Below are 12,840 nucleotides of genomic sequence, written 5' to 3' on the forward strand. Positions count from 1 at the left end.
CCCTGGAGGAAATTATGCCTAAATCCGGTTCGACCCCGAAAATAACCCGCCGCACCGCACTCGCCGGCCTTTCGGCCAGCGCGGCGCTGCTCGCGATGCCCCGGCTCGGCCGCGCCGCCGATGAGACGATCCGCATCGGCTTCCCGACGCCGCTGACGGGCCCGTTCGCAGCGGAGGCGCGCGACCAGGTCAGATGCGCCGAGCTCGCCGTCAAGCTCGTCAACGACAAGGGCGGCATCGGCGGCCGCAAGGTCGAGCTCTTGGTGCGCGACGATAAGCTCAATGCGGGCGAAGCTGCGACCCGCACATTGGAGTTGATCGAGAAAGACAAGGTTCATGCGGTGGTCGGCGCGCTCTCCAGCGCCGTGCAGCTCGCAGTCAACGAGGTCACCCGCGCCCGCGGCGTGATCTACGTCTCGATCAGTCAGTCCGACACGATCAACGAGGCCAAGGATTTCAGCAAGTACACATTCCACGAGGCGCTCAACCCGCACATGACCACCGCTGCGGTAGCGCGGCAGACCCTGAAGAAGGGCATGAAGGTCGCCCATCTCGTTGCCGACTACGCCTACGGCCATGAGATGCTGCGCGGCTTCAAGCGCGCGCAGACGACCATTGGTGCTGACACTGTCGGCGAAATTCTGCATCCGTTCGGGGCGGCCGACTATTCCACTTTCATGCCGCGGCTGATGTCGATGCGACCGGACGTGCTCTGCATCTCCAATTTCGGCCGGGACCAGGCCAACGCGATCAAGCAGGCGGTCGATTTCGGCGTGAAGCAGCAGATGAAGATCGTCGTGCCCGTCATCCTGCACAACCAGCGCCTCGCGGTTGGCCCTGACGTGTTCGAGGGCGTGGTCGGCGGTGCCAACTATTATTGGGGCCTGGAGACGCAGAGCAAGACGGCAGCCAGCTTCAACGCGGCATTCAAGGCCGCCAACGGCGGCGCGATCCCGACCGATTACGGTGCCTATGGCTATTCTGGCGTCGGATCGTTGCTGGCCGCCATCGAGGCCGCCGGCGGCACCGACACCGACAAGGTCGTCGATGCCCTGGAGAAGCTGCAGTACGATCTGACCAAGGGGCCGCAGCACTACCGCAAATGCGATCATCAGTCGGTGCAGTCGGTGCTGGTGCTGGAGTCCAAGAAGAAGTCCGCGATGGCCAACGACAACGATCTGTTCGCCATTCTCGCCAATGACGCCGGCTCCGACGACATGCTGCGCAGCTGCAGCGAACTCGGCCACGCGACGTAAGTCTTGTGACGATGGACCTGTCGCTGATCATCATGCAGCTTCTCTCCGGGATCGCCCTTGGGGCGGTCCTGGTGATCACTGCGCTTGGATTGACGATCGTGTTCGGCATGCTCGGGGTGGTGAATTTCGCCCATGGCGCGCTGTTCATGATCGGGGCCTATGCTGGGCTGTATCTGGCGTCGCTCACCGGAAGCTTCTGGTGGGGACTGCTGCTCGCTCCCATCCTGATCGGCGCCTTCGGCATGCTGATCGAGTTCGTCCTGATCCGCAGGCTCTATGGACGCTCGATCGACGATCCGTTGCTGCTCACCTTCGGCCTCAGCTACATCCTCGTCGAAGGTGTGCGCATCGTGTTCGGGAGCGACGGCATTCCGTTTCCAACCCCGCCGCAACTGGTCGGCGTGCTTGATCTCGGCATCGGCTTCTTCCCGCGCTACCGCCTGTTCGTCATCGCGCTGGTGGCCGTGGTGCTGCTGGTGCTCTGGCTGACACTGGAAAAGACCCGCATCGGCTTGATCGTGCGCGCCGGCGCGCGCGATCCCACCATCATGCAGGTGCTCGGCGTCGATATCGGCCGGGTCTGGCTTGCGATCTTCGGCCTCGGCGTCGGGCTCGCCGCGCTCGGCGGCGTGCTCGCCGGTCCCATGCGCAGCGTCAATCCGGAGATGGGCTCGCTCGTGCTTGCGGAGGCGTTCGTGGTGACCGTGATCGGTGGCCTTGGTTCGATCGTCGGGGCTGTCGTTGCCGGCCTCATGGTCGGCATATCCATCAGCATGGTCGCGCTGTTCGCCCCTGAGATGGCGACCATCGTCATGTTCGCGCTGATGGCGGTGGTGCTGCTGATCCGCCCGCAGGGCCTGTTCGGCGTCAGAGGGAGGACCGCGTGATGCTGCCTTCGAGCGGCGAGTCGGTAGCCCGGCCCTCGCGCAATGGGATCGCCTGGATTCTCGACCAGCGTGTGCTGCTCTCGATCGCGGTGCTTGCCGTGCTGCCCTGGCTGCTGCCGTCACAGGCGCTGGCCGTGAACGTCCTGATCTACGGGGTCGTGGTGATGGGCTACAATCTGTTGTTCGGCTACACCGGGCTGTTGTCGTTCGGCCAGGCCGCCTTCTTCGGCGCGGGCGCCTACTTCACCGGCATTGCGATCGGCCGCTACGGCGTGCCCTGGTTCGCCGCGGTGCCGATCGCCGTGCTCCTCAGCACCTGCCTCGCTGCTGCGATCGGCATCGTCTCGACACGCACCCGTGGCATTTACTTCTCCATGGTAACGTTGGCGCTGGCCCAGCTCGTCTATTACGTCGCGCTGCAGGCCTCGTCCTTCACCGGCGGCGAGAACGGCCTGCGCGGCTTCACCGTCGACCGCATCAGCCTGTTCGGCCTTCCCGTCAATTTTCTTGATCCCATCAACAAATACTACGTGCTGATGGTCTTCGCGGCGCTGGCGCTGTGGTTCCAGTCGCGCATCCTGAACTCGCCGTTCGGTGCCGTCATCGAGGCGATCCGCGAGAACGAGCAGCGGGCGCGGGCCTGCGGCTACGACGTCGAGCGCAGCAAGCTGATCGTGTTCATGCTGTCGGGCGCGATCTCCTCGCTCGGTGGCTGCATGCTGGCGCTGCATCTGTCGATCGTGCCGCTGGACATCCTGCACTACCAGACCTCCGGCATGATCGTGATGATGGTGTTGCTCGGCGGCGCCCGCAGCTTCTTCGGCCCGTTCGTCGGCGCGGCGAGCTTCCTGATCCTGGAGGACGTCATCTCGCTCTGGACGCCGCATTGGCAGATCTTTGTCGGCGCGATCTTCGTCCTCTTCGTGCTGTTCCTGCCCAAGGGCATCTGGGGCACGCTGCTCGATGCGCTCGGCATCGGAAAGGCACGGCCATGAGCGGCGAGTTGCTTCGCGCCGAAGGGATCGGCAAGCGCTTTGGAGGCTTCGTCGCGCTCGAAGGCATCACCGTGTCCTTTGCGGCGGGACAGCTCACCTCGATCATCGGGCCGAACGGCGCCGGCAAGAGCACCTTCTTCAACATTCTCTCGGGTGCTTTGACTCCGACCTCGGGCAAGCTGCACTTCAGGGGACGCGAGCTGAATGGCCTGCCCCAGCATCGCTTCGTGCATCAGGGCATCTCGCGCTCCTACCAGATCACCAACATCTTCCCGGACCTGTCCGTGCACGAGAACGTGCGCGTGGCAGCACAGGCGCTGACCGTCGGCTACGACATCTGGCGCAACCGTGCCCGGCTGGCCGAGCTGAATGTGCGGGCCGATGCCGCGCTCGACGCTGTCGGGCTGCTCGGTAAGCGTAGCGAGCTGGCAAAATTCCTGTCGCATGGCCAGCAGCGCGCGCTGGAGATCGCGATTGCGCTGGTCTCCGAGCCGGAATTGCTATTGCTCGACGAGCCGACCGCCGGCATGGGACCGGAGGAGACCAAGGACATGGTCGCGCTGCTCGAACGGCTCGCCGACAAGCGCACCGTGCTGCTGGTGGAGCACAAGATGAAGATGGTGCTGGGCCTGTCCAAGCGCGTCGTGGTGCTGCATCACGGCCGCCTGCTGGCGGACGGCGCGCCCGACGAGATCAGGAGCAATCCGGAAGTCCGCCGGGTCTACCTCGGACAGAGTGAAGGCTATGGCTGAGACCGCGCTGCTCGAAATCGAGAACCTCCACGCCTGGTATGGCGCGAGCCATGTCCTTCACGGCATTTCCCTGCAGGTGAAGGAGGGCGAAGTGGTTGCGCTCGTCGGCCGCAATGGTGCGGGCAAGACCACGACCTTGCGGGCAATGATGGGCCTTATGCCGAAAGCGACGGGTCGCGTGCGCTTTGCGGGCAGGGAGCTGTTGCCGCTCCGTGCCCATCAGCGCTTTCATCTTGGCCTCGCTTATGTGCCCGAAGAGCGCCGCATCGTCCCTGGCCTGTCCGTGCGCGAGAACCTGCGGCTCGGCCTGGTTGCTGCCGGCAGCGAGATCGATGAGCGTACCGCGATCGACGAGATCGCCGAGACCTTTCCGCGCCTGAAGGAACGCCTCGATCAGGAGGGCGTGACGCTCTCCGGCGGCGAGCAACAGATGCTGGCGATCGCGCGCGCCCTGATCGCCAGGCCCAGGATGGTCCTGCTCGATGAGCCCTCGGAGGGGATCATGCCTGTGCTGGTCGAGGAGATGGGCGTGTTGTTCCGCCGCCTGCGTGATGAAGGCAAGACGTTGCTTCTGGTGGAGCAGAATGTCGAATGGGCCCTGCGGCTTGCCGATCGTGCCGTGATCATCGACCAGGGCGAGGTCGTGCATCAAAGCAGCGCCGCGGCGCTGCTGGCGGACAAGGACATTCAGGAGCGCTACTGCGCGGTGTGACCTCAGGCCACAACCTTGGCCTCGGCGCCGTCGAGGCGTTGCCGTTCCTTCGCGAGGTACTCGCCGATTGCATCGCCCCGCATGGGCTTTGCGAAATAGTAGCCCTGGATGAAGTCGCATCCCAGGCGGCGCAGGCTGTCGAGCTGGGCGCGGGTCTCGACGCCCTCGACCACGCAGGCGATTTCCATGTCGTCGCAGAGGCCCGTGAGCGACTTGATGATCTTGTGGCTGACGGGATTGTCGTTGATGTCGGCGACGAAGCTGCGGTCGACCTTGATCTTGTCGAGCGGCAGGCGGTGCACGTGGCTCAGCGAGGAATAGCCGGTGCCGAAATCGTCCAGCGAAATGCCGCAGCCCATCGCCTTCAATGCCGCGATCGACTGCTGCGCGCGCACGAAGTCGAAGGTGACGGCGGTCTCGGTGATCTCGAAATCGATCCGGTGTGGCGGCAGCCCGCTCTTCTCCACGATGGTGATCAGCGGCAGGATCCCTTCGGGCGAGCAGATGTCGTGGGCGGAGAGGTTGAACGACAAGCGGATGTGGTCGGGCCAGGTCCTGGCCGTCGCGAGTGCGCGGATCAGAAGCGCCTGCGTCAGCGGCCGGATCAGGCCGATGCGCTCGGCGGCCGGGATGAAGTCGGCCGGCGAAACCAGGCCGAGGCGGGAGCTGTGCCAGCGCGCCAGGACCTCGAAGCCGGTAGTGTGCTCGCTCATGGCGTCCACGATCGGCTGGAACACCAGGTCCATCTCGGTGCTGAAATCGGCGGTGCGCAGCAGATTCTCGATGACGCCGCGGCTGCGGATCTCGGCCTCGAGCTCGCTCGAGAAGATCACGGTGCGGCCGCGCAGATGGCGCTTGGCGTGATAGAGCGAATAGTCGGCGCATTCATAGAGCGCTTCCGCCGTCGTTGCCGACTGCGGGAACAATGCGAAGCCGATCGAGCAGGATAGACCGGTATGGGCGGTGTCGAGCTGGTAGGGAAGCTTGACCTGGTCGCCGATGCGTTCGCCGAGCCGCGTCAGATCCGCCTCCTCGGGGTCGCCGCACACGACAAGACCGAACTCGTCGCCGCCGAGCCGGGCGAACTCCACCCGCTGCGGGCCGAAGCCCTCGCAGGCCTCGCGGATGCGTCGGCCCGCCTCGATCAGGACGCGGTCGCCGACCGAGTGCCCGTAATTGTCGTTGATCGGCTTGAAGCCGTCGAGATCGATGATGCCGATCGCGACGCGAACATTCCTTCGCTCGGCATCGGTAAAGGCGCTCGACAGCTCGGCAAAGAAGCGGCGGCGGTTCGGCAGCTCGGTGAGGGAATCGAGATTGGCGAGGCGGAAGTTCTCGTCCGAGAGTGCCTGGGTCGCCGCCTGCTGCGCCAGCAGCGATTTGCGGCTGGCAACGAGGTCGGCGAAGTCGCGATAATAGATGAACAGCACCGTCACCATCGCGCCGGAGACCAGCAGATTGTTGACCGCGATCGCCTTCAGCGTCGGCTCGCCGGTGGCCCAGAAGAACAGCACGTAGGGCACGTCGACGACCAGCGTCACGATCAGCGCCGCGGAGCGCAGATGCATCAGCGAGAAGATGCAGCCGATCACGGTCACCGCCATGTAGAAGGCGACCTGGCTCTTGGCGAAAGGATCGCCGTAAGGGCAGAGGGCGAAGGACCAGATGGTGAAGCCTGCGCCGATCGGCAATGTCATCCAGTTGGTGGCGCGCAGACTGCGCAGGATGTCGGCGTCGCTGCGCACGAGGTGACGCTGGCGCAGCCACCAGAAGGTGCGCAGGGCCGCAAGCACGGTCAGCGCGCTCGGCACGATCATCGTCAACCAGTCCGGCGCCACGTTCACATATGTGTAGGCGACCGCGATCGTGTTGCTCATGAGAATGAAGTAGAGCAGCGGGACCTGCTTGGAGAAGGCGCCGAACTGCGCGCGCGTCAGGTCCGGGTTGTCCGCCGGTACGCGAAACAGCCGCATGGCGGCGGAGAAATGAGACGTCAAATTGGCGATAGGCATTGAAATACGCGCCCCGGATCCCTTCAAAACGAGGGCGATCTTGCACAGCGGGGGTAAAGGGCGCGTTAGACGAGTTTCGTGCGGAAAGGCTAGCGGTGGTTGCACGCTGCCGCAGCCGTTCGGCTCGCGTGCGTTGGTGAGGTCGCGTTAACGATATGAGGCCATGGAAACGAGCAGTATCGAGTGCAAAGTACTGCAAGGCTGCGGCTACACCCTGCTAACCATGTGCGTCGGCGCAACCTGTTGCCGCACCTCTCCCCGCCCGAGGAGAGGTGGAAGGCAGCATCTGATGACGCTATTTCTTCTCCAGCGCCGCGGTCTGCTTGGCGAGCTGCTTGTCGAAATCCTCCGACAGGCTGGTCGCGTAGGTCACGAGCTCGCCCGGCTTGACGAACGGGTTCGGCGCGCCATCCTTCATCTCTGCGCGCTTGGCCTGCATGCCATAGACTTCCGGATGCGGCCCGAGCAGCACGTCGATCTTCATCGCCTTGGCCTTTGCGAAGGTCGCGCGGTAGTCGACGATGCCGGCATAGGTCGGCTGGCCGACCAGCCGGTTCAGCGCCACCGTGCCGCTACAGAAGAACAGCACCTCGCGGTCCTCCTTGCCGTCCTTGACGTTCATCTCCCAGCTCGTGCAGCCCGGCGAGTGGCCGGGTGTTGCGCGTGCCGTCAGCGTGGTGTCTCCGAGCGTGACCTTGTCGCCTTCCTTCACCGCGCGATCGACTTTCACCGCGGGGAAGGCGAGGTCCTCGTTTTTCTCGTCACCCGGATAGTAGCCGCCTTCGAGCAGTGGCTTGTCGCGCTCGCCGGCAACGAGCTGCGCGCCGGTCTCCTTCTTGATCTCGGCGAAGCCGCCGGTGTGGTCGAGATGCGCGTGCGTGTTGAGGATGAGCTTGATATCGGCAACCTTGAAGCCGAGCTTCGCAATATTGTCCTTGATCATGCCGGTTGACTGCGGCATCGCCGTGTCCATCAGGATCAGGCCCTGCGATGTCTTGATGACATAGACGGCAATGCCGTCGGTTCCGACATAGTAGATGTTGTCGATGAGCTGGAACGGCTTGAACGGCGCCGTCCATTTCTTCATGGCGACTGCCAGAAAATCCTTGATGGTTTGCGCCTGCGCGCCAGTCGAGAGCAGGGTCAGAGCACACAGCGCGGCCGTCAGCCTTCTCATAGTTTACCTCCCACAGTGTTCTTGTCGTTTTGGTCTGGCGCGGGCGTTGCGGCCCGAGCGGTGCGCAAGTTACGTCGTGGCTGGCGCTCGGGGCAACTGCCACGTGTCCGCAAAAATTCATGGGCCGTGCGGGAATATCTGTGCGTTAGGTGAAAGCTGAGCGCGAGCCTATCGCCCGATCGTCACGCCGGCGGTCGAGCGCATTGCGTCCCGCAGGCTCGTCGCCTTCATGTCGTCGAGGACCTGCCGCGTGAGCACGGTGGTCTGGCCGGGCGTATTGAGGATCGTCTCGCCACGCGAGGACGAGAGCCGGTCGGCTTTGTAGGGCGCCGCGGGATCGACGGCGGGTGCCGCTGCCGGAACGTGGCGCGGCCGCTTACTGGACGCCGCCAATGCTCCTTGCGAGATGCAGAGGGCGACGATCACGATCAATCGCAACGATGCCGCGGGCATGCGATCTCCCATATCCGGGGCGTCAGCCTAGCATATGGCGAGTATCCCCGCAGGGAAAAGGATCAGGCGAGAGCGGCCTGGCGTTCCCGCACCGGCTCGCGGACCCGGTCTGGCTTCCCTGGCTCGGCGAGCCGGGTAAAGCTGCGATGGCTCGCCTGTGCGGGCGCCTCGACGATGACGCCCTCGCAAACGATCTGCCCGCCCAGCATCCTGAACTCGAGCTTGTCGTAGCGCGGCATCGTCTCGCCGGGCGCGGGCGGCAGCAGCTCGACCCGGCCCTGGATGTTCAGCGTGGCATCGCCGGTGCCGTGAAGCCGCGGATTCCACATCCTGATCCCGGTCTCCGCGCAGCGCTGCCGGATCAGCGCCGCGCGATCGACGGGTTCCGTCGCTTTTGCGCGAACTTTCGGTGCGCTGCGGATCTCCGGTGCGGGAGACGCAAGGATCGGCTCCGGCGCGATGTCCGCGTCGACCGCAGAGGTGGCGGCAGAAGTGTCCTCCGTGGCGACCGCTGTGACCGGTTCGGGATCGCTTGCGGGGACCGGCTCGATCTCCATGGCGACGTCGGCGGTTGACCCGCTGTCGACGCTGACGGCTGGGATATCAGCCGCAGAGACCTCGATCTCGACAAGAGCAACAGGCGGGTCGTCCACGACGGCCGGCTCAACATCCACGAAGACGCCAGGAGGTGGCTCGTGGCTGACGACGACGTCGAGGGTAGCAGCCGGAGCGATTTCAACGTCGACGGACGAAACCGGTGCCGCCTCGGCGACGACGGGCTCAACGCCGGCCGAGAGTTCGCGAGATGGACTGCCACTGACGATGAGTTCGGGAATGTCGACCGGCGCGCTATCGACGTCGACAGACGGGACTGAGGCCTCTTCGGCGCCGACCGACTCGACGTCCGTCCCGAGTTCCGCAGGTGCGGCCTCGCTGACGGTGAGTTCGGGAACATCAACGGGCCCGGTCTCCTCGTCGACAGACGAGATCGAAGCCTCCTCCACGACGACCTCGTTGACCTCCGTCGGCGTCTCCGGAGGTGAACCGTCGCTGTCGCCGGTATCTGTCCGCGCAGCCGGCGGACTCTCCGCGATGACAGAGATCGCAGTGTCGTCCTCGGCGACCGGCGCCGCGACCGCGATGCCCGGGTCGCTGAGCGGTGGATCGGCGCTGATGCTGATGTCGGGAGTGCGCGCGGCCTCTGCAACGTCGACGACGATGGCAGGCGAATCGTCCGTGGCGATCGGCAAAGCGTCAATGCTTCCGCCGTGCGGCAAGGGCCGAAGCCTCGTAAACGCCCATTTCACCGCAGGGATGCGGCGCAGCAACGATATCAGTCTCGAAAGCACAGGGAGTTGTCCAAGAGGTACCCGGCGTGAAGCAATCGCTGATTCGCCAGCAATATGAAAAACTGCCCCGGCCGTCACACCGATGTCAATCTGGGTGGGACCAATTGCAGAACATGTGTGCGTCGCCGCGCGGGGTCACTGGCTGGCCTCTCGATTCGACTCTGCGGCGTGCGCGACACTGCCCTCGATCCTGCCTTCCCGCGGGAGGGGACATCCATCCCCTCCCGCGATAATGATCTTCTTCATCTCATTCTCCTGCTGGGTCTGGCATAAGACTACCTGCGGGGGCAGAGGGCGTTCCTGACTCGAACGTCACGCGCTGCACAAGGTTCGTTGGGCCGAACGTCGGGGTTCCCTGCGCGCCTCCAGCGAGCGTAGTTTGGAATTCCCGGGCATCTGTTGTGGGGACGAGGCATGAGAAGGATAGTCGCCGTCGGAGCGGTTCTGCTCTGGTCCACCATCGCGTTCGCGCAGGATCGCACCATCACCGTGGCCTCGACGACATCGACGGAACAGTCGGGCCTGTTCGGCTATTTGCTGCCGCTGTTCTCGAAGGCCGAGGGTATCAACGTGAAGGTCGTAGCCGTCGGCACCGGCCAAGCGCTGGATATCGGGCGGAGAGGCGATGCCGACGTGGTGTTCGTCCATGACAGGCCCGCCGAAGACCAGTTCATGTCCGAAGGGCAGGGCGTGAAGCGTTTCGACGTCATGTATAACGACTTCGTCATCGTCGGGCCGAACAGCGATCCGGCGCGGATTGGCGGCGGCAAGGACGTCGCTGACGCGCTGCGCAAGATCGCGGCGGCGAAGGCGCCGTTTATCTCGCGCGGCGACAAGTCCGGCACGCACGCAGCCGAGCTGAGATTGTGGAAAGAGGCAGGCGTCGATCTCAGTGCCGGCAAGGACAGTTGGTATCGCGAGATCGGTCAGGGCATGGGGCCGGCGCTGAACATGGCCTCGTCCTCGAACGCCTATCTTCTATCGGATCGTGGCACCTGGCTGTCGTTCAGGAACCGCGGCGAGCTCGCCGTCCTGACCGAGGGGGACAAGCGGCTCTTCAACCAGTACGGCGTCATGCTCGTGAATCCGGCAAAGCATTTCAACGTGAAGGCGCAGGATGGGCAGGCCTTCATCGACTGGCTGGTTTCCCCGAAGGGACAGCAGGCGATTGCCGGCTACAAGGTCGGCGGCGAGCAGCTATTTTTCCCCAACGCGTCCAACTAGCAGGAAAGCGACGGTCGACACCGCCACACTGAGCGCGAGCAGGATCAGCCCGAGCCCCAGCGCCAGCGGCAGGTCGCCCTTGCTGGTTTCCAGCGCGATGGCGGTCGTCATCGTGCGCGTGAAGCCGCGGATGTTGCCGCCGACGACGATGATGGCGCCGACCTCGGCAATGGCGCGCCCGAAGGCCGCGAGAAAGGCCGTCAGCAGCGAAGTCCGTCCCAGCGCGAACAGGAGCCCCATGCTGCGCAGGACCGACAGCCCGTCGATCCGCGCCAGATCGCCATACTCCGCCCAGAGCAGGCTCGCCGGCCTGTGCACCAGCGCCACCACGATCGGTGTCGCGAGCAGCGTCTGCGCGATCACCATGGCCGCCGGCGTGAACAGCAGGCCGGCCGCCCCGAGCGGGCCGGACCGTGACAGCAGCAGATAGAGCGCGAGCCCGACCACGACCGGCGGCAGGCCGAGCAGCGCATTGGTCAGCACGATGATGACCTGACGTCCGCGAAAACGGGCGATCGCGAGCAAGGCGCCGAACGGTGCGCCGATCAGGAGCGCGACGATGCTCGCGGTCAGGCTGACGCGCACCGACAAGGCGACGATGCCCACAAGCTCGGAATCGGCCTCGCCGATCAGCGCGAAGGCGGCACCAACGGATCGTGCGAAGTCGTTCATCCGCGCCTGAACTTCAATGTTCGGGCGGCCTCCGGGGCGTCGATGTCGAGGCGGCAAAGGCGCGTCACAGACTGGTCCCTGCAACTTCCATTGTGGTGAGCAAGCGGCGGGCCGCCGCATGCCCTCAACTAGATCAACTCGCGCAGCACTTCAATCAGCCGGCCGCACTGCTCATCCGTTCCGACCGTGATGCGCAGGAAGTCCTCGATGCGCGGCTTCTTGAAATGGCGGACCAGCACGCCGCGCTGGCGAAGGGCGGCCGCGAGATCGGCACCGCTCCGGCGCCGATGACGCGCGAACACGAAGTTCGCAAGCGACGGCAGCACCTCGAAGCCGAGTTGCGCGAGATCGCGCGTGAGCACGTCGCGGCTCGCGATGATGCGGGTGCGGCTCTCGAGGAACCATGCCTCGTCCTCGATCGCGGCGACGGCGCCGGCGATGGCGAGGCAATCGACGGGATAGGAGTTGAAGCTGTCCTTCACGCGCTCCAGCGCCTCGATCAGCGGCCGCTGGCCGATGGCAAATCCGACCCGCAAGCCTGCGAGCGCGCGCGACTTCGAGAAGGTCTGGATGACGAGCAGATTGTCGTGGTGCGCAACGAGCGGCACGGCGCTCTCGGCGCCGAAATCGACATAGGCCTCGTCCACCACCACCAGCCGGTCCGGGTTTTCGGCGAGCAGTGCCGCGACCGCGTCGCGCGGAAGGGCGATGCCGGTGGGCGCGTTCGGATTGCAGAGCAGAATGGCGCTCGACGGCCGCCTGTAGTCGGCGATCTCGATCCGCATCGCGGCATCGAGCGGCACCTCCTCGTGAGCGACGCCATAGAGGCGGCAATAGACCGGGTAGAAGCTGTAGGTGACGTCGGGAAACAGAAGCGGCCTGTCGTGCTTCAGAAGGGCCGGGAAGGTGTGGGCCAGAACCTCGTCGGAGCCGTTGCCGACGAACACCTGCTCGGCCGCAACATCGCAATACGCCGCGATCGCCTCGCGCAGGCGCGTGGCGCGCGGATCTGGATAAAGGCGTAGCCGCTCCGCAGCCGACGCGATCGCCGCCAGCACGCGCGGCGAGGGCGGATAGGGATTCTCGTTGGTATTGAGCTTGACGACGCCATCCTGCTTCGGCTGCTCGCCCGGGACGTAGGGCGACAGCGTGTGGACGACGGGACTCCAGAAGCGGCTCATGATCTCCAATCCAGGTTGATCTTGGCACAGTAAGGCACGCCGGGCGTCGACGGAAGTGCGCTTCCCGTTCAGCAGCCGAGGCAGGTTTGCGCAAGCGTCGCAGCCGGGGACGTTCCCGCGAGCGTTACCTTCGTGCTAGGCTCATCGCGCAAACGTCCAGAATTGAGAAC

General features: G+C 64.9%; 12 protein-coding genes. 6 read left to right on the plus strand and 6 right to left on the minus strand.

Going from position 1 to position 12,840, the window contains the following annotated elements; all coding sequences use genetic code 11:
• Positions 1–14: 14 nt before the first annotated feature.
• Genes EI171_RS16140 through EI171_RS16160 form a run of 5 tightly spaced genes read left to right on the plus strand, consistent with a single transcriptional unit; the run spans position 15 to position 4,602 of the window.
• Positions 15–1,256: an ABC transporter substrate-binding protein gene (locus EI171_RS16140; RefSeq protein ID WP_161533938.1), complete on the plus strand. Its 1,242-nt coding sequence runs from the start codon at positions 15–17 to the stop codon at positions 1,254–1,256.
• An 11-nt stretch (positions 1,257–1,267) separates the two neighbouring features.
• Positions 1,268–2,143 (plus strand): branched-chain amino acid ABC transporter permease, encoded by an 876-nt coding sequence (locus EI171_RS16145; protein ID WP_028174342.1) that lies wholly within the window; start codon positions 1,268–1,270, stop codon positions 2,141–2,143.
• Positions 2,140–3,138, plus strand: a complete 999-nt coding sequence (locus EI171_RS16150) for a branched-chain amino acid ABC transporter permease (RefSeq protein WP_182869149.1) — start codon at positions 2,140–2,142, stop codon at positions 3,136–3,138. Before EI171_RS16145 ends, EI171_RS16150 begins: the two co-directional genes overlap by 4 nt.
• A complete protein-coding gene (locus tag EI171_RS16155) occupies positions 3,135–3,890 on the plus strand; it encodes an ABC transporter ATP-binding protein (protein ID WP_028174344.1) in 756 nt (251 codons plus the stop codon). Before EI171_RS16150 ends, EI171_RS16155 begins: the two co-directional genes overlap by 4 nt.
• Positions 3,883–4,602: an ABC transporter ATP-binding protein gene (locus EI171_RS16160; protein WP_038966750.1), complete on the plus strand. Its 720-nt coding sequence runs from the start codon at positions 3,883–3,885 to the stop codon at positions 4,600–4,602. Before EI171_RS16155 ends, EI171_RS16160 begins: the two co-directional genes overlap by 8 nt.
• Before the next feature lie 2 nt (positions 4,603–4,604).
• Here EI171_RS16160 and EI171_RS16165 read toward each other — a convergent pair whose 3' ends face one another.
• The 4 genes from EI171_RS16165 to EI171_RS16180 form a co-directional block, all read right to left on the minus strand.
• Positions 4,605–6,614 carry a bifunctional diguanylate cyclase/phosphodiesterase gene (locus tag EI171_RS16165; RefSeq protein ID WP_161533940.1) on the minus strand — a complete coding sequence of 670 codons (2,010 nt, stop codon included), beginning with the start codon at positions 6,612–6,614 and terminating at the stop codon, positions 4,605–4,607.
• Positions 6,615–6,909: 295 nt separating this feature from the next.
• Complete coding sequence (gene blaBJP, locus EI171_RS16170; protein WP_161533942.1) at positions 6,910–7,791, minus strand: BJP family subclass B3 metallo-beta-lactamase; 882 nt, start codon at positions 7,789–7,791, stop codon at positions 6,910–6,912.
• 168 nt (positions 7,792–7,959) lie between these two features.
• Entirely contained in the window at positions 7,960–8,244 is a 285-nt protein-coding gene (locus EI171_RS16175) for a TonB-dependent receptor plug domain-containing protein (protein WP_202633151.1), read from the minus strand.
• 62 nt (positions 8,245–8,306) lie between these two features.
• The gene (locus EI171_RS16180) at positions 8,307–9,572 is read right to left on the minus strand and encodes a hypothetical protein (protein ID WP_202633152.1); all 1,266 of its coding nucleotides are present in this window, start codon (positions 9,570–9,572) and stop codon (positions 8,307–8,309) included.
• A gap of 435 nt (positions 9,573–10,007) precedes the next feature.
• Here EI171_RS16180 and EI171_RS16185 point away from each other — a divergent pair, with 435 nt between their 5' ends.
• Positions 10,008–10,817, plus strand: coding sequence for an extracellular solute-binding protein (locus tag EI171_RS16185; RefSeq protein ID WP_161533946.1), 810 nt, complete (start codon positions 10,008–10,010; stop codon positions 10,815–10,817).
• Here the strand turns inward: EI171_RS16185 and EI171_RS16190 are convergent.
• A complete protein-coding gene (locus EI171_RS16190; protein WP_011088966.1) occupies positions 10,791–11,489 on the minus strand; it encodes an ABC transporter permease in 699 nt (232 codons plus the stop codon). The two genes, EI171_RS16185 and EI171_RS16190, sit on opposite strands and share 27 nt — an antisense overlap.
• A gap of 128 nt (positions 11,490–11,617) precedes the next feature.
• Positions 11,618–12,670 (minus strand): histidinol-phosphate transaminase, encoded by a 1,053-nt coding sequence (gene hisC, locus EI171_RS16195; protein ID WP_161533948.1) that lies wholly within the window; start codon positions 12,668–12,670, stop codon positions 11,618–11,620.
• Between the last annotated feature and the right edge of the window lie 170 nt (positions 12,671–12,840).

It is taken from the genome of Bradyrhizobium sp. LCT2 (assembly GCF_009931255.1).
GTDB lineage: Bacteria > Pseudomonadota > Alphaproteobacteria > Rhizobiales > Xanthobacteraceae > Bradyrhizobium > Bradyrhizobium diazoefficiens.